This window comes from Roseofilum acuticapitatum BLCC-M154 (genome assembly GCF_030068475.1).
Taxonomy (GTDB): domain Bacteria; phylum Cyanobacteriota; class Cyanobacteriia; order Cyanobacteriales; family Desertifilaceae; genus Roseofilum; species Roseofilum acuticapitatum.
Genome location: NZ_JAQOSP010000039.1, coordinates 31,195 through 46,615 on the forward strand (window position 1 = coordinate 31,195; position 15,421 = coordinate 46,615).

Sequence of the window (15,421 nt, forward strand, 5' to 3'; positions counted from 1 at the left end):
TATTTCTTCTCTGTAGTGATACCCATATTATACCACAAGCGTAAAGGGTTAACGATAGCTGTAACCCTTTACCAGAAAAGTATTAAGGAAAAATTTACCCTAACAGAGATCGTATCGAGCGCTACTCATCCGCATCAAACTCCGGTAAGGCGTTTAAGGATGTTCGGGTGCTGTTGTCCAATGATTCCCAAATCCGGGTAAACCGCTCTTCTCCGAGATACTCGGCCAAGTCGTTAATGTCTTGCTGGCATTGAGCCTTAAGCAGATCCTCGCGATAGTCATCATCAGTCAACTCTCTGTTAAAGTTTGCTGGTGCTGGATTCGTATCTTCTGGTTCAGGGGCGATCGCTAAAGATTCATCCTTGACCATCAAATCAATGGCTCTGAACATCTTCCCGTCATCATAGCCGTCCAACATGACCTCATAGCGGTTGGAGCGATTCCCTTTCCCTGCTGGCTCGATTGCCACTACTTTGCCAGGTACTCTCTCATAACGATGATGGTCTGTTACCACCCTGACCTCAATATGTAGATCTCTCTCGGTGGCTTGGCGGTACTGTCTGGGGTCTATAGCTTCGGGTTGTGGCTCGGGTTTGGGTTGTGGTTCAGGTTTATGCTTGGCGATCGCCTTAAATCTCTGCTGCTGTTCTGGGGAAAGTTGGTTAAAGGCTTCGTTGTATTTAGTCCCAGCTTGCTCACCGTAGACCGTTCGGAGATATTTCCAAATCTTCCGTTTGTCTTCCCAGGTCTGAGCCTTGAGCATTTCCTGTTTAGTCCCGTTGGGCAAGGATGCGATCTTCCTTCGTTGATCCAGAGTCAGAGAGCGATTAGCCCGCTCTATGGTAAATTCATCCCATCTCATTCTCTGTAACCGTCTGATATCGTGTAACTCCTCTTGGGTAGTTGCCTTCAATAGCCGATTGCTAATAACGTCCAATTCACTTTGGATGGGTTGTTTTGTGGGGGTTGATACGCTCATTTAACACCCCCTTCCTGGGGTTCAGGGAAACAAACTTGATCAAAAGTGAAGTCACCTAATGGGGTGTGATATGTCGGAAAGGGAGACGATCCAGATTCAGACATCCTAATGATGGTCGTCAGGCGATCGCCATCCTCTGTCATTACGATGATTTTGTTATCTAGCTCAGGCATCTCCACCCCACAAAGACCGGTTCCGGTGGCAGGCTTCCCACCAGAAGGGGCAGCACTAGCTAGGCGATCATTGCAATTCTGGGTTGATTTAGGGGCAGGATGTAGTGCTACATCTTCCTTATTGATTGATTCATCAACACCCGATTTTTCACCCCCCCCCCTCTTTTTCGGGGTAGTGTCTAATAACTCCCTAGACTCATTACTGGGTAAGGGTTTCAAATATTCGACAGGGGGTTCATCCCAATTAGGGTGTCTAATATCTGTCGAATAAATGTCTAATTCTTGTATCTCTCTCTGTGTATGGGTTTGATCATATTCTTGGACATTTTCAGGATAAATAGGAGAGGGGGGGGGTGATTTTAAAACCGGATCGGTCGATTTTTGTACTACATCGTCAGTCTCACTCCCCCCGATGTAGTACACCCATTTACGCCTATCAACCTGGGATTTTCTACGTCCAATCACCTGGCGATCCTCTAGCCGGTCTAGCGCTTTATAGAGCGATGACGTTTCTGCATTTAGGTGCTGATTGATTTCTGAAAACTCAAGACCCTTGGGAGAGTAAGTCCGAAGCAGGGCAGTTACGCGATCGCCTAAACTCTTAGACTCATCATCAACTCCATGCTCACCCTCAAACTCATACATCCCTGTCAACCATTCCCCTCTAGGCTTGATGCTGAGGGATAGTGTTGTCCGTTCTCCATCCCGTGGAGTAATCTTCAAAAATCTTGAATCCCCAACGATATCCCCTTCCTTGTTAACCGTGCCTGACAACTGCCAGACGGAAAAGGCGATAGAAGGTATCCGAGCGCTACCGCTAATCTTGGATATCCCCACATGATCGCGGCTTTTGCCCTCGTGGTGAATCAGAATTGAGGATGCACCGTAAGACTGAATTAGGTCACGCATCACGATTAACGGTTTAACGATCGCGGGGTCATACTCGGAAACATTGGAGTTTTGGCTAATAGAGGTCAGAGAGTCAATGACAACTAAATCAGGCCTAAACTCAGATAGAACCCTCTCCAATTCAGACAAGTCACCCACATCCAGGTAATTCATGAACCGAAAACGATCGTCTATCCCGTCTATATCAGAGGTTCCCCTTAGCTTTAGCCTGATCACTGTAGACCGGTCTGATTGATCAGAGCAGATGACCAACACTTTCCCCTGCCTAACCCTCTCTCCCATGAATTCACCACCAGAGACAACAGCATGGGCCAGATCCGCCGCTAATAGAGTCTTTCCTACTTTGGCCAATGCTGCTAATACAACCATCTCCCCATTGGGCAATAAACCAGGAACTAAGTAATCGATCGATTTTGTCTCGATCGCCATCAGTTCAGACATTGTGAAAACTGATTTTTTGGGGGCTTTCTCCTTCCGCTCTGTCTCCTCAATTAACTGCTTCAAGTCCCATCCTGATAACTGGTACTGCCCACAGATCCGTGATTTAAGCTTCATACGCTTAATCGGGTCAGTCTCGTCTCTATAGCGTTTGATCTCCTCTTCCAATAGTTCAGAACGGGATTGAGAACGACAGGCCCTAACCACGGCGTTAAACTTAGATCCAGACAAACCAGAACGGGATTCAATCTCTATCAACCGTCCTAACTCGTCAATGTCGTTCAACTGCTGCCCTAAGACCTCCTTAACAGCCTTTACCGTCTCCTCAAAAGTCAGCTCATCTTTTTTAGGCAGTGCTACAAGGTTAGTCCCCGATCGCCCCTGAACCAAAACCGATCGCCCCCCGACAACCTGACGAGACTCCCTATATATATAGGCGTTGGCACAATTGATTAAGGCTTCCTCAGTCAGGCTGGCCCCATCACAGCTCTTGAGTGCTGATTGCCAAGTGGCTCGTGCTTCCCGGATTTCCTCTTTCTTTTGGTCAAGACCACATAACCGGCAAAAATCCCAGTAGATTTGCTCTGCTGTATTTGCTGTTGAGTAACCCAGGCGCTGCAATTCCCTCTCTGTTGCAATGGCATTGACTCCAATCCTGAAGGCCGCTTGATTCCGTCCACCCTCAGCTACTCCCCTGGCTAGATCGTCCCGATCACATTTAGTTAAGCAAACCTCAATAGGGATAGGCACAACACCATCCTGGAAAACAGGGGGACGGGACGGCGCTGGTAATGGTTGGGGTTTTTCCTCTTCCACCAGCATCTTCTCGATTAGCCAGTTGGGGGCTGTAGCCACTTCCGTATCAGCCGGTGAGTTGATCCAGTAGTAAGGCTCCTTGGTTTCGGGGTGGATCGATGGGGGTAATGTCTGGTTCCGGTTTCCCCATCTGATTTCTATCTCATCCCCATTCTCCCCTTTGTAGTTCTGGCTCCTGACTTGCCCCCAGAACATACTAGGGATAACGAAAATCAGACATTTACGCCCCTCCCGTCCAGATGTCCATTCAATGGTTTTGGTCTTTCCGTTCTCCTGCTCCCATTGTTGCCACAGGCCTATCGCCCCTGAGCCGTCTAAATCAACCGCCACAATCCCCGACTTCTCGCCAAGGATTAGGGCCACTCCATCAGCCCGGTTATTTTTTAGGTCAGCAGCGATCGCCTTCCGTGCTGTTCCCGATTGCCATTTCGTCTTATAGGCTTTTTTCTCCCTAACCGGAGTAAGGGGCCAGTCGAGTGAATACTGTTCTAGATCTATATACATTTTTCGGCACCATATACATCATGCGGCGGGATGTGGGTGACAAGTTGCCGATATCTGTTACAATAAGGGTAAGTTTTGTATCGGCAACCCGTCTAATTTATCGCCTCAAATCCCTCCCGCCAGAGGGTTTTCGGCGTTTTAGAGTTCTCAAAATCTCGAATTAAGTCCCCACCGAAGGTCAGATCTTGGTGGGGATTCGAGTTTTAAAGTCCTCTCCAACAATTATACATCTTTGATTTTTTATTCCAAGTTCCCCCCAAAAGGCTGGGCGATCGCTCCCACTCTGAATCCTAGCTGTTCAACAAGAATTGACGCTAAATTCAATACTGACAGAGTAATCTTGCAAAGTTATGTCTCAACTTGTGTGTCTATTTTAGAACAGAATCAAGGCATATCCTTTCTGAAAATTGCCTTTGACTCTGACTCCTTATATTTACACAAGATTTTTCCCTACCCAACTAACATCTAGTCTAAAACTGAGAAAAATATAAATTGAGACAGCAGTAGGACTTGGCTGGATTTTTGGCTAAAAGTGTTAAAAACAACATATTTAGTATATAAAAACCGCAGACTGCAAGGGTTAGGGGCGATCGGCAAAGTGTTGATGGGGGTAATATCCCTCTAGAAATTTCTCTTGCGCTGGCCAAACGCGATCGCAATCCCAGCACTTGAATGAGATTGACTTAGATAGGTCAGGGTGGGGATGAATTACGCGATAGCGAAGCTCCTCCGCAGGAGGCTCTGGCATTCCTTGGGGGCGTGTTACGTTACGTCTCAACTTTCTCACCCTCAACGACTCGATTGCCATCGCGGTCAACCAGGATAATCATGTCCAGAGGACATCCGGCGTTAATGAGTTTGGCGACTACATCGGCAGCTTCACTCTTATAAATCAGTCCCCTGTAATGAGCCAGTCGAGTTCTGTCCCAAGGAAGTGTGAATGTTGGGCGAACAAAGATGCCACCGATAATGGTTAGCTTACGGTCTAACTCCTTAGCCTCTCTCCGATATCGAGAAGCGTCCTCATCACTCATGTCCTCAATTCCCTCGAACGGATCGGCGATCGCCAACGTTAGCACGTCCTCAAATGGTGGTAAGGGCAGGGAGGGGGTAATAAACCCGCGCTCCTCTTCATGTCCACACAATAAAATCTTTGTGCTGTTGTCTGGTTGTGGCCATACCGCGAAGTCTGGTAGGTTGGCTGGTCTTTCTTTAACGGAATCGACAAACATAGGTTTTTCCTCCTCCTATAGTTTCTCCTGCTTCTCTTAGTCCAAGGTAAGTTTTACCGTATCTACGAGCGGCGCGTTTACACAGGTCTCTTGCCTCCCGTTCATTCTCAGCAGTTACGGTCATCTCCTCCCCAAGCTCCCAGCCTTCGGGGTTTTCTGGGTCAATAATTGGGGCAACCCATAACCCTTTAGCGTCCTGGTAAACCCAATAAAGGGAACCGGCGATCGCCACTGTACCCAGAACGACACATCCAGGGAGAAAGGAAGCGCAAGCGGGTATGGCTAAAGTCGCTGCTGGGTTGGGTTTGGCGGGGCTAGGGATGAAAGCAAGGCTAAGGGTGAGGGCGATCGCCGTGGCACTACGTTTCATTGGCTCCCACCTCTTCTGTTTCTTTTACCCCCTGTGCTGCCAACCAAAGTTTTACTGCTTGCTCTAGGGCTGTTGATTGAGTAATCCCCTGCTTAAAACACTCATATTTAAGATCAGCCACCAAAGACCTTGGAAGCATCCCACAGCACTGGGAATAGTTTGGGTCGTCTCGTTTTCCCATTTCATTAGCATCTGTCTCTGCATACATATCTAATTCCATAATAACATACTCTCAACCTATGGTAGTTACACGATTGCATACAGCCATAAACAAATTTATTGCATACAATCTAGAAATTATAATAACATACGTGCATACACATCAGGTAGACAACCGGGGGAAACCATGTAGCGCCATGGAAGACGTAACCCTTATGTCTACTTTATGCCCAACAGATGCCCACATAATGCACTCCAGGAGGCTCAATGTATGCATTAAGCATGGAGAACCTTTTCATCACAAATGCTCAGGCTATGACTTCTTTAGGTGTATCCAGGAGCCAATATTCAATAGATCTGCGAATACTTAGAACCCTGAGAGATAGGGAGCTAATAACCCAAGATTTTGACAATTACCGACGCGACCCAGTTCTTAGCCCGATCGCCTTTGAAATCCTCAAAAGGTATCGCGAGTTAGTGACGGTTGCAGGGGTAAGACTTGCAATTCAACAAATCAAACAGGAGTACCCAAACAATGGCAACGAACGTTAACCAAGTTTTGAACAACAATGGCGGTCACGCCAGTGATGCGGAGCCTCATCGCCCTAATCCCAAAACCGAACGCACCAACAAACCAAAACCCGGCAACAAAAGCCAGGAGCAAGACCGATTTTTCATTGAAGCTGCAAGCGATCGCCGTGGCGCACAATTAGCTGATGCTATCCAAGCAGCCTCTTACCGCAAAGCCATGGCATACCTCAATCAAGGTTATTCGGGAGAGATGACCCAAGCGGCGATGCAAGCACTGGCAGATGATTGGAACTCTCAGGATTTTTTGGACATTGCAGCAGGGGAAACTATCAAGCAGAACTTGCTACCAACCAAGCCGAACAAGAACTACTTTGCTTTACCCTCTGCCGATTAATTCTGACCCTGAAAACTAACCAACAATCACCCATGTTAACCCGCATCTTTACCGCAATTACCGAGGCTCTCCGAATGCCGGAAGCTTTACCCATGCTAGAGTACAGTAGTCCCATTATCCTTAGCCCGTTGGGAGGAATTTAACGATGATTTTGAAATCGAAAGGAGATTATTATAATCTCGATCGCTTTTCTCACTTTTGTGTAGAGCTTAGTCCATGTTGTGTTAAGGCTTTCTATCCGTTTTTCTCGGGAACAGAAGACCATTTTCCCGGATACGAAATTCTCTATAAGACACATGACGAAAAAGAGGCAAAATCAGTTCTCGATCGCTTGATGACAATTTACGCGGAAGGTGAAACCAAACTCCTAGACCTTGACACCATCATTGAGGAGATAAGGAGGAATGCAACATGAGAACCAAATCCCAGACCATCGAGATTACCGCCCGTAACCCAGAAGAGTTAGCAACCATTGGAACAGCTCTAGAATTGGCTCAATACTTTATTAAGAATGGGCACGATGCCAATGATTTGCGGTCAGCAATCCGAACCACCATGCACATTCGACTGGAGGACTAACTAACATGACTGACCATTGTCGGGAACGCATTCAACACTACCGAGAATTGGCAATCGAAGCCTTAAAAAAACTTGAATTACCGGAGGAGGTGGAAGTCTTTAGGGAAGCGTGCCGGGAATTGGATCGGCTCCAGACCTATATGGACTTGCGTTCGGAAGACTATCCTATCCAACTCAAGCCGTACCACTAAACAGAGAAGCGATCGCCCCAATACCACTCGCGGCGATCGCTCTCCACCACGGAAAAATCCGCGATTCACATCATCATTTTGCCATGAAATTTACCCAACGACAGAAGATAGCAGTTATCGCCACCCTTACCTGCATTCCTGGACTGACGGCGATCGCCTACGCTCTAATCCCTGCCAAGCACGAACCCCTAGAGATTCCCATAGCCCGTCCTGAAGTTCCCACCATAGACCAAGCATGGGAGAACAGCCCCACCTATTGCGACAATCAACCCATCCAGGAGTGCCACGAGCAACTAACCCTCAGACTCTGGAACAAAGACCCAGAGACGGGGAGACCTGGGCTAATAACGGAAATGGTGGCGCGTGAATCAGCCAGAATCAAGTCTAGGGCAGTGGTTGAGCAAAGCAATAGCAAGAATCCCAAGTGCCTTAACCAGTCTCTGGAGGTGTGCCTAAACTCCATTGCTGACAATGTTCTAGAGGAGATGGCGGCTGCTCAAACTGAGACCGAAAAGGCGACGGCCCTATTCCGTTACGCGGCGGTTAACCAAGCCCGTTTTGGGGGAGTTACTCCAACATCAGCCCCTACCACCTACATTGCCCCGGCGCTGATCGAGAATTTTGAGAATCAACTATATCGGCACTACAACTTGGCTCAAAAGCCAGCAGTGCAGCAGTTACAGGGAAACCGATACAGATATCAGGAGCCAGAATTATGAAGAATTATGTAGCAGCAGGGTGCTATTCACTGGCAGCGCTAATGGCGATCGCTGGCATCACCTCAGCAACCGCAACCAAACCCGATCAAGACTCAATCACCCGCACCGTTGAGAGTGTCCAACAGATGGCCCTCAATAAGACCCAAACCCATATCATCGTTGACCCCGGCACAACTCACAAAAACCCCATATCACTGCTCTATGGTGGTTTGTCTGTTGGGTTTGCGATCGCCGGTACAGTCATCATCAATCGCTCTGACGAAATAGCTCAAAGTACCAATTTTCCGGCACTTTTACCCACCGATGGAACCATCCCCACACCCCCTAAGCCGGTCAATAATGGGGGCGCTAAACGAGCCAATACACAGTCTAATGTGACCCCTAATCCTCTAAACCGTTTAGACGAATACCCAAGCGTTTTAGTCTACGGGCCACAAGGGAGTGGTAAGACCTCAACCGCCGCTTATTTGATGAGACGACGGATAGAAAACGGTCACATCGTGCAAGTTTTAGACCCCCATAAACAATATGGACAATGGGAAGGATTAGAAGTCTTTGGTGGTGGTATGGACTACGCAGAAATCGATATGAAGCTGCAATGGTTCCATGAGGAAGTTAAGAGCCGGTACAAGCAAGCAGAAATCACCCCTAACTACAACCCGCCTAAACTCACCTTGGTCTGTGATGAATTCACCAATTGGGCCACCCGTTGCAGTAGTGCGGCTGATTTCTTTATGGCGGCTTGTACCGATATCAGGAAAATCAACTTAGGCGTTATTTTCATAAGTCACAATCGGACACTTCAAGCATTAGGAGACCCAAAAGGTATGGCGGCAGTCCGGGATAATGGAATTGCTGAAATTGAACTATTGGTTGATAGCCATCCAGAAACCGGAGAACCAATCCCAAGACTTGAAGCATTCCTAAAAATGCCGGGTCAACCGATAGATAAACGTCAGCATATTAAAATCCCCAAAATTGACGTTAGCTTTGACTTCTCTGAGTACACCAAAGCTCAAGACCCCAGGGAATTACTAGAGAAATCTTATGCTATACCAAGTCCAGATGAGACCGTCACAGCGATCGCCCTCCCCCCTTATCTTCAGTCTATCGTTGACTTCGCCCGAAAACGGAACGAGTGGATAACAGCAAGGGAAGTAAAACAGCAGAACTTTAACTACTTCAAAAGAACGCCTACTGATGAGATTAGGGATTGCTTTCAAGAGTTAGCTAATGATTATCAAGTGGGAGAGCTACAGGGTGAGGGCGATCGCCTCCAATACCGTAGTGTGTAGCGCGTAGTGTGGGCTGTAGTGCCTGTTGCATCGTTACACTACAGCCCATTTATAGGTCACGCTACACACTACACCAGGACGGTATGAAGCCACTAGGACGGGTGCAACTCCCTCCCCTGGTCTGGGGTTTATCTCCTATTTTCCTAACATTAATGAGGAATAAATTATGGCTGAAAGGCAAGTTTACACTAACCGTGATGGAGTAGCAGAACCCAACGCGCTCCTAGACTATGAACGGTTTGTCAGGTCTCGCAAAGAGGGGACAGAGATGGCAACTGATATCATCAGCTCTTCTCCTGAAGGAGTGATTGATGGTCAAATCATCTCTTGGAAATCTCTGAAAAAGAATAAGGTTAAAGGGGGGTTGTACGCACTGGGGTTACTTACCGCTTTTACTGCTGTCCCTCTCTTTTTGGTTAATACTCTGGTTGCTTCTTTTGCCCCTGCTCTATTGTCTTCCGAGGCAAACGAGTACGCGAGAATGGGCAATTTCGTGGGGAGGACAGTTAATTATGTTGGCTCAACTCTTGGCCGTCCGGTTGTCACTGAATTGGCAACCCAAACTTATGCCAATGATGGGAAGCTTAAGACGACTCAAGTCAACCAACAACCAGCAAATTATAATTACTCTTCTGGTGTTCTCCTGACCAGTGATGGGGGACAATCTCTAGCACCCACTCAAGGGTTAACCCAACAACAGCAAGAGGCGATCGCCCGTCTATCTGGACGTTAATCACCACTCCAAAATGATAAAGATTCGATGGTTTCAATGGTTAGCCCTAGGGGTATGCCTAGGGCTTTTTTATGGGGATTTAAGAATAGGGAAGGATAAATTATGGACGCATATAACGACCCTTTGGAACAGCTCAGAAGTACAGCAACTATTACCCAATCCTATGCCAGCCCCCTCCCAACTTCCGATCAACTTTTGCGATTCACCCCTTCTGAATTGCAGTGGGGAGAGATCACCAGAAGAGAGAGAGCCAGATCCAGAGGAACAGCAGCCACTTGGGTGATCTGCTTGGGGTTAGCGATCGCCACGTTCGAGCCGAATATCAACACCTGGGTTAAAGCCTCTCCCTTTGGCCAATTCTTCTCTGACGGTGTAGCTGTAGAGCAAATTGCCATGTCCACTGCTGATGGGAACAAGATTGTAGCGATCGCCGAACAATGGGTCGGCAAAGAGTTCAACCCTGGTGCTACAGCTCAGTGTATGTACTTCGTTCGGCACGTCCTCTCGGAAGCTGGACTAGAACCCGGCGTAACAGCTAACCCGATTGATGGCTATACCACCAGTGAAGGGTATGCCAATAGCTTGGCCGGTGCTGATGTGGGACAACTGATTGAATCTAAAGACGAGCTAAGACCAGGGGATTTAGTGATGTTCAGTAACACTTATGGCGATTGGCCCGACGGAACCATAACCCACGTCGCCATCTACATCGGAAACGGATTAATGATAGATCGCCCGACTGCTTCCGAACCCGTTCAAAAACGTTCTATCTCTAAGTTTGAGTTTGCTGTAGGGGTGAGATTGAGAAGCACTTTGGAACCTTTTGTTGATACACCTGGCTCAGATTTTGATAAAGCCATGGCGTTCATCTTTAAGTGGGAAGGGGGATTAAGCGACCATCCCAATGATGCGGGCGGCCGTACCAATATGGGAATTACGGAAGAAAGGGCCAAGCAACACGGGCTTACTCCAGATGAGATTACTAAAGAGAAAGCAACTGAGATTTATCGCTCTGACTATTGGGACGCGGCTGGTTGTAATGAGTTTGAGTGGCCGTTAAGTTTAGCCTGCATGAATACTGCCGTAAACTCTGGGCCAGGGAAGGCGATGGAATTTAATGGGCTGATTGGGGATGGGAGCGCCAAAGAGGAGGCGATCGCCTACGCGCAGCGCCAAGAAGATTATTACCGCGATATTGTTTCCCGTAAGCCTGATCAAGAAGTTTTTCTTAAGGGTTGGTTGAACCGGAGTAAGGACTTGAAGCGCCGGATCAATAAGGATTAGAGTTAAGAGTTAATAGGATCTTAATGACGATTTCCTTGAGTCAATTCTCTCTCATCTCTATATTTGTTGGAACTTTAGTCTTGAGTACCAAATTCACTAGCACCCGCACCAGCTTTTGCACCATCGGGCGAGAAGATACATCTTCAGTCCGGTCTAAACGGTGAATGGAACCTTTGAGGAGGGGAAATTCGCTCTCAAGGCGATCGCTGGTTCCATGATAGTCACTCTGGACAATGGCGACCACTGGAAGATTCAGTTCCCAACAGAAGGCTTGCCACGCTTCTACGTCTGCGTCGGACTTAGCCAAGATAATAGCATGGGTTGCTTCAGACATAATTGTGCGGTTTTCTGACGAAATTTTTCCTCCAACATCAAACACCAGCAGGGAATTAGAAATAACCTTAATATCCCGCGCCTTAGCTTGGGCAAACTCTGGGGTAAATTTGCTTTTGTATTCATCTTTGAGTTGTCGTGCCAGTTGCGCGTCGTGACAGACGGTTTCCGAAAACCACGACCCTTCACCGTCGGGACAACCGGAGATAACGTAGGCATCGGGAACGTCGGGACTCTGATAAAGCAGTTTTTTAAGTCCGTTGTGTAGATTAGTTTTGCCCGTATTCGGAAACCCACAGATAACGACTTTGACTCTCGAAGTTGGGCAAGAGTGGGTTTGGGAGGTTGTCGTGCTTTGTTGTTGCCCAAACGCTTCTGAAGTCCCGCAGAGAATTTCTCCAGGTCGATGCTTCCCATGGGCGATCGCCACCACATATTGATTCAAACCGCCCTCTCCGACTTTGGGATCGAAAACGGCAACACTGCTGTAAAGATGGGCTAACCGAGAAGCGATCGCGAAACTAGCCAGTACGGAGGCTCGACCGTTAATCAAAAGCGGTTTCTGACCACCAGGCAGTTGTCCCGTCTCCATTAAAGTTTGCAGTTGTTGGTAGGTATCGCGGACAATGCGATCGCCCTCGGCTGTGACTTGACCGTTGAGTTGAGCTTTCAAAATATCACCGTCCCAGTTCAGTAGAAAGGAAGAGGGGCCGGAAGGCTCAAGGTGACTTTCAACTAATGTTATCTCTCCTGTTTCAGCATCGATGCGGCTGGCAATCGGGTAGTCTGGAGTTTCGCTTTTGACGACAATATAAGCTTTTAGGCGTGGGTCGAACACGGCGATCGCCCCATATAAATGCATCAAGGAATGGGCGAGGGTATAGCTGACGATCAGAGACATCTTGCCATTAATTTTGATTAATTGTCCCCCATGGAGTTGTCCGGCATCGATCAGGACATTGAGTTGGGCGATCGCATCCCGGACAATGCGATCGCCGGTTGTCGCCATCTCCTTATTGAAGCCAACCCGGAGAATATCTTCAACTAAGGCGATCCTGTAACTGCTGGTACTGCTCATATGGCAAGTGCTATAGGTGTGCTTGACTACTATGACACAGACCTAGACAGGGGATGGGGAGATGGAGGGATAGGGGGGTTTCTATCGTCGTTTCATAATGTCAATGACTATTCCCTATTCCCCATTCCCCATTCCCTATTCCCCATTCATGAGCATTACCGAAGACTTTCTGCGTCCCGAAAACTTTCGCCAAGCCTGGGAAAAAGTGGCTAAAAAACAAGGTTCTGCTGGTGTTGATGGCGAAACGATTCCTAAGTTTCGCCGTCGAGCTAGAGCCAATTTAACTCAGTTGCGAGAGTCTGTGGCTAACAGTACCTATCAACCCTCTCCTTATCAACAGGTGCTAATTCCTAAAGGTGGGGGAGAGTCCCGCGAAATTGGGGTTCCTACGGTTCGCGATCGCATCGTCGGTCAGGCGCTGTTAAATGTGCTACAACCGTTGCTCGACGACATCTTTTCCCCAGCCAGTTTTGCTTACCGCCCCAATTTATCCTATCTCAATGCCGTCGATAAAGTCGCCTGTTGGCGCGATTTGGGATATACCTGGGTTCTTGATGCTGATATTGCTCGCTATTTTAACAGTATTGACCAGCAAAGATTACTGCAAGAATTGAGAAAACATATTGACAATTCGGGAGTTTTGTGTTTGATAAAATCTCTGATTTCTGTGGGTGTTTCTACTCCGGAAGGCATAGTTAATCGAGATCGCGGCATTCCCCAAGGAGCAGTCATCTCCCCCTTATTGGCGAACCTATACCTGCATGAGTTCGATTGCCGGTTCTCCGCTTCCGAGATTAGACTGGTGCGCTATGCCGATGATTTCGTCATTTTAGCTGCCACTCGCGATCGCATTGTCACCACTTTATCTGAAGTGCAGCAATACTTGGCTGAAATTGGCTTAGAGCTGCACCCCAAGAAAACCCAAATTACTAACTTTAATCGCGGCTTTCGTTTTCTCGGTCATGGTTTTTTAGAAAACGCCATTTTTCCCGCCGATCCCCCCAAGGAGAAAGAAGAGAAAAAATCTCCCCGTCCATCCAGAAACTCGCAAAAAAAAAAGAGGTCAACGCGCCGAAATCAGCCCTGGAAAATCTTCTAGGCTTTTTGGACTGGGCAAACCCAACATCGGACAATAACCTCAGCGCCCAAGCCATTTATCAACATTGGAACCAAATTTGGAATCGAGACATGGCCACCTTATATTTAACCGACCAAGGCACAACCGTTTACAAAGAACATCTGCGATTTGTCGTCGGTATGGCTCCCGGTGGCAAACTAGAAATTCCCATTCGCGAAATCGAGCGTATTTTGGTGTTTGGCAATATTCAACTCACCACTCAAGTGATGGGAGCCTGTTTGCAAGAGGGCATTCCGGTCTTGTTTTTGAGCCAGTCCGGGTACTATCGCGGGCATTTGTGCAGCTTAAATCCCTTGCATCTGGAGAGTGAAATCATTCAGATTCAAAAGCATAAGGATGAACCCTTTCAGCGAGAAACCTGCCGGAGCATTATTCGGGGTAAGCTGTTGAACTCTAAACAGTTGCTGTTGCGATTGAATCGGAAGCGTAAAGTCGAACAAGTGAGCCAAGCTATAGAAGGAATCAGTGCTGATTTAGCCTCTTTAGAACGGGTGCAACACATCGACCAATTGCGTGGATATGAGGGCATTGGTGCAGCGCGGTATTTTCCCGCTTGGGGTGAGTTGATTACCAATTCAGAATTTAGCTTCAATAAGCGCGTGCGCCACCCGCCAACAGATCCGGTGAATGCCTTGTTGAGTTTTGGCTATACAATTTTGCACAATAATGTCCTGAGTTTGATTATCGCTGAAGGCTTATCGCCTTATTTTGGTAATCTTCACTATGGAGAAGACCGTAAACCCTATCTGGCATTTGATTTAATCGAAGAGTTTCGTTCGCCCATTGTTGATAGTTTGGTGTTGAGAGTGATTAATAATGAGAGTTTCAACTCAAAAGATTTTGAGCCAATTCGGAATATTGGCGGAATTTACCTGAATCAATTAGGACGACGCAGGTTTTTAGAGCAGCTTGAAAAGCGGATGAATGAAGCCATTTCTCACCCGGATTTACAATCTCCGGTCACTTACCGACAAGCGATTCAATTGCAGGTGCGGCGCTATAAACGCAGTCTCGTTCATGGGACAGTCTACGAGCCGTTTTTGAGGCAGGGATGATCTCTAACGCTTTGCTTGGCATGTATTTACATGAATCTGTATCGGCGCGAGGTGTAACACCTAAGAATGGTAATAGTCGTTTATGATATTCCTGACGATAAGCGGCGGACGAAACTGGCGAAGTTTCTTGAAGGTTATGGCCGGCGAGTGCAGTATTCTGTGTTTGAGTGTTTCATCGAAAAATGTGAGTAGAAACCCCGTCCTTTTAGGACGGCTTTATGTTAAGATAGGGGAGCCACATTGACCTTAAAGGTGGGTGAAACTCCCAGTGGTGGGACACTCAGTTAAAAGACGGCTAACCGAAATGGTTAGCTTGGTGGAAACACTCTGAACACAGCCCCCACAAGCAAAGACTTTGAGCGAGTGAAGCAAATACTTACAAGTAGCCTGAATGGTGGCAACACCGGACAGAGTAGTGGGAATTGGCATCCCCTATCGCGCAACACTGGTATTCGACTAAAAACGGTACTGGGAGTTGTGGTTCGAGCAATGTCCAACGGTGGATATCTCC

General features: G+C 47.6%; 17 protein-coding genes and 1 pseudogene. 11 read left to right on the forward strand and 7 right to left on the reverse strand.

The features are described from left to right. Window positions 1-121: 121 nt before the first annotated feature. The 6 genes from PMG71_RS05710 to PMG71_RS05735 all read right to left on the reverse strand — a co-directional run bounded on the left by PMG71_RS05710 (window position 122) and on the right by PMG71_RS05735 (window position 5,641). Complete coding sequence (locus PMG71_RS05710; RefSeq protein ID WP_283752688.1) at window positions 122-979, reverse strand: hypothetical protein; 858 nt, start codon at window positions 977-979, stop codon at window positions 122-124. Continuing rightward, entirely contained in the window at window positions 976-3,819 is a 2,844-nt protein-coding gene (locus PMG71_RS05715; protein WP_283752689.1) for an AAA family ATPase, read from the reverse strand. Before PMG71_RS05715 ends, PMG71_RS05710 begins: the two co-directional genes overlap by 4 nt. Window positions 3,820-4,399: 580 nt before the next feature. Continuing rightward, complete coding sequence (locus PMG71_RS05720; protein ID WP_283752690.1) at window positions 4,400-4,597, reverse strand: hypothetical protein; 198 nt, start codon at window positions 4,595-4,597, stop codon at window positions 4,400-4,402. Continuing rightward, window positions 4,587-5,051: a hypothetical protein gene (locus PMG71_RS05725; RefSeq protein WP_283752691.1), complete on the reverse strand. Its 465-nt coding sequence runs from the start codon at window positions 5,049-5,051 to the stop codon at window positions 4,587-4,589. The genes PMG71_RS05720 and PMG71_RS05725 overlap by 11 nt, the downstream gene beginning before the upstream one ends. After that, a complete protein-coding gene (locus tag PMG71_RS05730; protein ID WP_283752692.1) occupies window positions 5,032-5,421 on the reverse strand; it encodes a hypothetical protein in 390 nt (129 codons plus the stop codon). Before PMG71_RS05730 ends, PMG71_RS05725 begins: the two co-directional genes overlap by 20 nt. Then, window positions 5,411-5,641 carry a hypothetical protein gene (locus tag PMG71_RS05735; protein WP_283752693.1) on the reverse strand — a complete coding sequence of 77 codons (231 nt, stop codon included), beginning with the start codon at window positions 5,639-5,641 and terminating at the stop codon, window positions 5,411-5,413. Before PMG71_RS05735 ends, PMG71_RS05730 begins: the two co-directional genes overlap by 11 nt. 474 nt (window positions 5,642-6,115) lie before the next feature. Between PMG71_RS05735 and PMG71_RS05740 the strand changes: the two genes are divergently transcribed. From PMG71_RS05740 to PMG71_RS05775, 8 genes are all read left to right on the forward strand, one after another. Continuing rightward, window positions 6,116-6,505, forward strand: coding sequence for a hypothetical protein (locus tag PMG71_RS05740; RefSeq protein WP_283752694.1), 390 nt, complete (start codon window positions 6,116-6,118; stop codon window positions 6,503-6,505). 145 nt (window positions 6,506-6,650) lie between these two features. After that, window positions 6,651-6,920 (forward strand): hypothetical protein, encoded by a 270-nt coding sequence (locus PMG71_RS05745; RefSeq protein ID WP_283752695.1) that lies wholly within the window; start codon window positions 6,651-6,653, stop codon window positions 6,918-6,920. Then, a complete protein-coding gene (locus PMG71_RS05750) occupies window positions 6,917-7,084 on the forward strand; it encodes a hypothetical protein (RefSeq protein WP_283752696.1) in 168 nt (55 codons plus the stop codon). The genes PMG71_RS05745 and PMG71_RS05750 overlap by 4 nt, the downstream gene beginning before the upstream one ends. 5 nt (window positions 7,085-7,089) lie before the next feature. Beyond that, entirely contained in the window at window positions 7,090-7,275 is a 186-nt protein-coding gene (locus PMG71_RS05755) for a hypothetical protein (protein ID WP_283752697.1), read from the forward strand. An 83-nt stretch (window positions 7,276-7,358) separates the two neighbouring features. Continuing rightward, on the forward strand, window positions 7,359-7,994 hold the full coding sequence (locus PMG71_RS05760; protein WP_283752698.1) for a hypothetical protein: 636 nt from the start codon (window positions 7,359-7,361) through the stop codon (window positions 7,992-7,994). After that, complete coding sequence (locus tag PMG71_RS05765; RefSeq protein ID WP_283752699.1) at window positions 7,991-9,289, forward strand: type IV secretory system conjugative DNA transfer family protein; 1,299 nt, start codon at window positions 7,991-7,993, stop codon at window positions 9,287-9,289. The genes PMG71_RS05760 and PMG71_RS05765 overlap by 4 nt, the downstream gene beginning before the upstream one ends. Before the next feature lie 166 nt (window positions 9,290-9,455). After that, entirely contained in the window at window positions 9,456-10,022 is a 567-nt protein-coding gene (locus tag PMG71_RS05770; protein WP_283752700.1) for a hypothetical protein, read from the forward strand. 102 nt (window positions 10,023-10,124) lie between these two features. Further along, complete coding sequence (locus PMG71_RS05775; RefSeq protein WP_283752701.1) at window positions 10,125-11,306, forward strand: glycosyl hydrolase 108 family protein; 1,182 nt, start codon at window positions 10,125-10,127, stop codon at window positions 11,304-11,306. A gap of 40 nt (window positions 11,307-11,346) precedes the next feature. Here PMG71_RS05775 and PMG71_RS05780 read toward each other — a convergent pair whose 3' ends face one another. Next, on the reverse strand, window positions 11,347-12,717 hold the full coding sequence (locus PMG71_RS05780) for a CRISPR-associated protein Csx3 (protein ID WP_283752702.1): 1,371 nt from the start codon (window positions 12,715-12,717) through the stop codon (window positions 11,347-11,349). A 103-nt stretch (window positions 12,718-12,820) separates the two neighbouring features. On the opposite strand from PMG71_RS05780, the gene PMG71_RS05785 reads away from it, so the two are divergent. The 3 genes and pseudogenes from PMG71_RS05785 to cas2 all read left to right on the forward strand — a co-directional run. Continuing rightward, on the forward strand, window positions 12,821-13,816 hold the full coding sequence (locus tag PMG71_RS05785; RefSeq protein ID WP_283752703.1) for a reverse transcriptase domain-containing protein: 996 nt from the start codon (window positions 12,821-12,823) through the stop codon (window positions 13,814-13,816). Between the two features lie 5 nt (window positions 13,817-13,821). Beyond that, window positions 13,822-14,910, forward strand: coding sequence for a CRISPR-associated endonuclease Cas1 (cas1, locus tag PMG71_RS05790; RefSeq protein ID WP_283752704.1), 1,089 nt, complete (start codon window positions 13,822-13,824; stop codon window positions 14,908-14,910). A gap of 66 nt (window positions 14,911-14,976) precedes the next feature. Beyond that, window positions 14,977-15,087, forward strand: a pseudogene (cas2, locus tag PMG71_RS23835) (CRISPR-associated endonuclease Cas2); the annotation flags it as partial. Window positions 15,088-15,421 lie beyond the last annotated feature (334 nt).

Bases quoted from the DNA above. Each gene is read 5' to 3' on its own strand.
- PMG71_RS05710 (WP_283752688.1), bottom strand. From the start codon at position 979: ATGAGCGTATCAACCCCCACAAAACAACCCATCCAAAGTGAATTGGAC.
- PMG71_RS05715 (WP_283752689.1), bottom strand. From the start codon at position 3,819: ATGTATATAGATCTAGAACAGTATTCACTCGACTGGCCCCTTACTCCG.
- PMG71_RS05725 (WP_283752691.1), bottom strand. From the start codon at position 5,051: ATGTTTGTCGATTCCGTTAAAGAAAGACCAGCCAACCTACCAGACTTC.
- PMG71_RS05730 (WP_283752692.1), bottom strand. From the start codon at position 5,421: ATGAAACGTAGTGCCACGGCGATCGCCCTCACCCTTAGCCTTGCTTTC.
- PMG71_RS05735 (WP_283752693.1), bottom strand. From the start codon at position 5,641: ATGGAATTAGATATGTATGCAGAGACAGATGCTAATGAAATGGGAAAA.
- PMG71_RS05740 (WP_283752694.1), top strand. From the start codon at position 6,116: ATGGCAACGAACGTTAACCAAGTTTTGAACAACAATGGCGGTCACGCC.
- PMG71_RS05745 (WP_283752695.1), top strand. From the start codon at position 6,651: ATGATTTTGAAATCGAAAGGAGATTATTATAATCTCGATCGCTTTTCT.
- PMG71_RS05750 (WP_283752696.1), top strand. From the start codon at position 6,917: ATGAGAACCAAATCCCAGACCATCGAGATTACCGCCCGTAACCCAGAA.
- PMG71_RS05755 (WP_283752697.1), top strand. From the start codon at position 7,090: ATGACTGACCATTGTCGGGAACGCATTCAACACTACCGAGAATTGGCA.
- PMG71_RS05760 (WP_283752698.1), top strand. From the start codon at position 7,359: ATGAAATTTACCCAACGACAGAAGATAGCAGTTATCGCCACCCTTACC.
- PMG71_RS05765 (WP_283752699.1), top strand. From the start codon at position 7,991: ATGAAGAATTATGTAGCAGCAGGGTGCTATTCACTGGCAGCGCTAATG.
- PMG71_RS05770 (WP_283752700.1), top strand. From the start codon at position 9,456: ATGGCTGAAAGGCAAGTTTACACTAACCGTGATGGAGTAGCAGAACCC.
- PMG71_RS05775 (WP_283752701.1), top strand. From the start codon at position 10,125: ATGGACGCATATAACGACCCTTTGGAACAGCTCAGAAGTACAGCAACT.
- PMG71_RS05780 (WP_283752702.1), bottom strand. From the start codon at position 12,717: ATGAGCAGTACCAGCAGTTACAGGATCGCCTTAGTTGAAGATATTCTC.
- PMG71_RS05785 (WP_283752703.1), top strand. From the start codon at position 12,821: ATGACTATTCCCTATTCCCCATTCCCCATTCCCTATTCCCCATTCATG.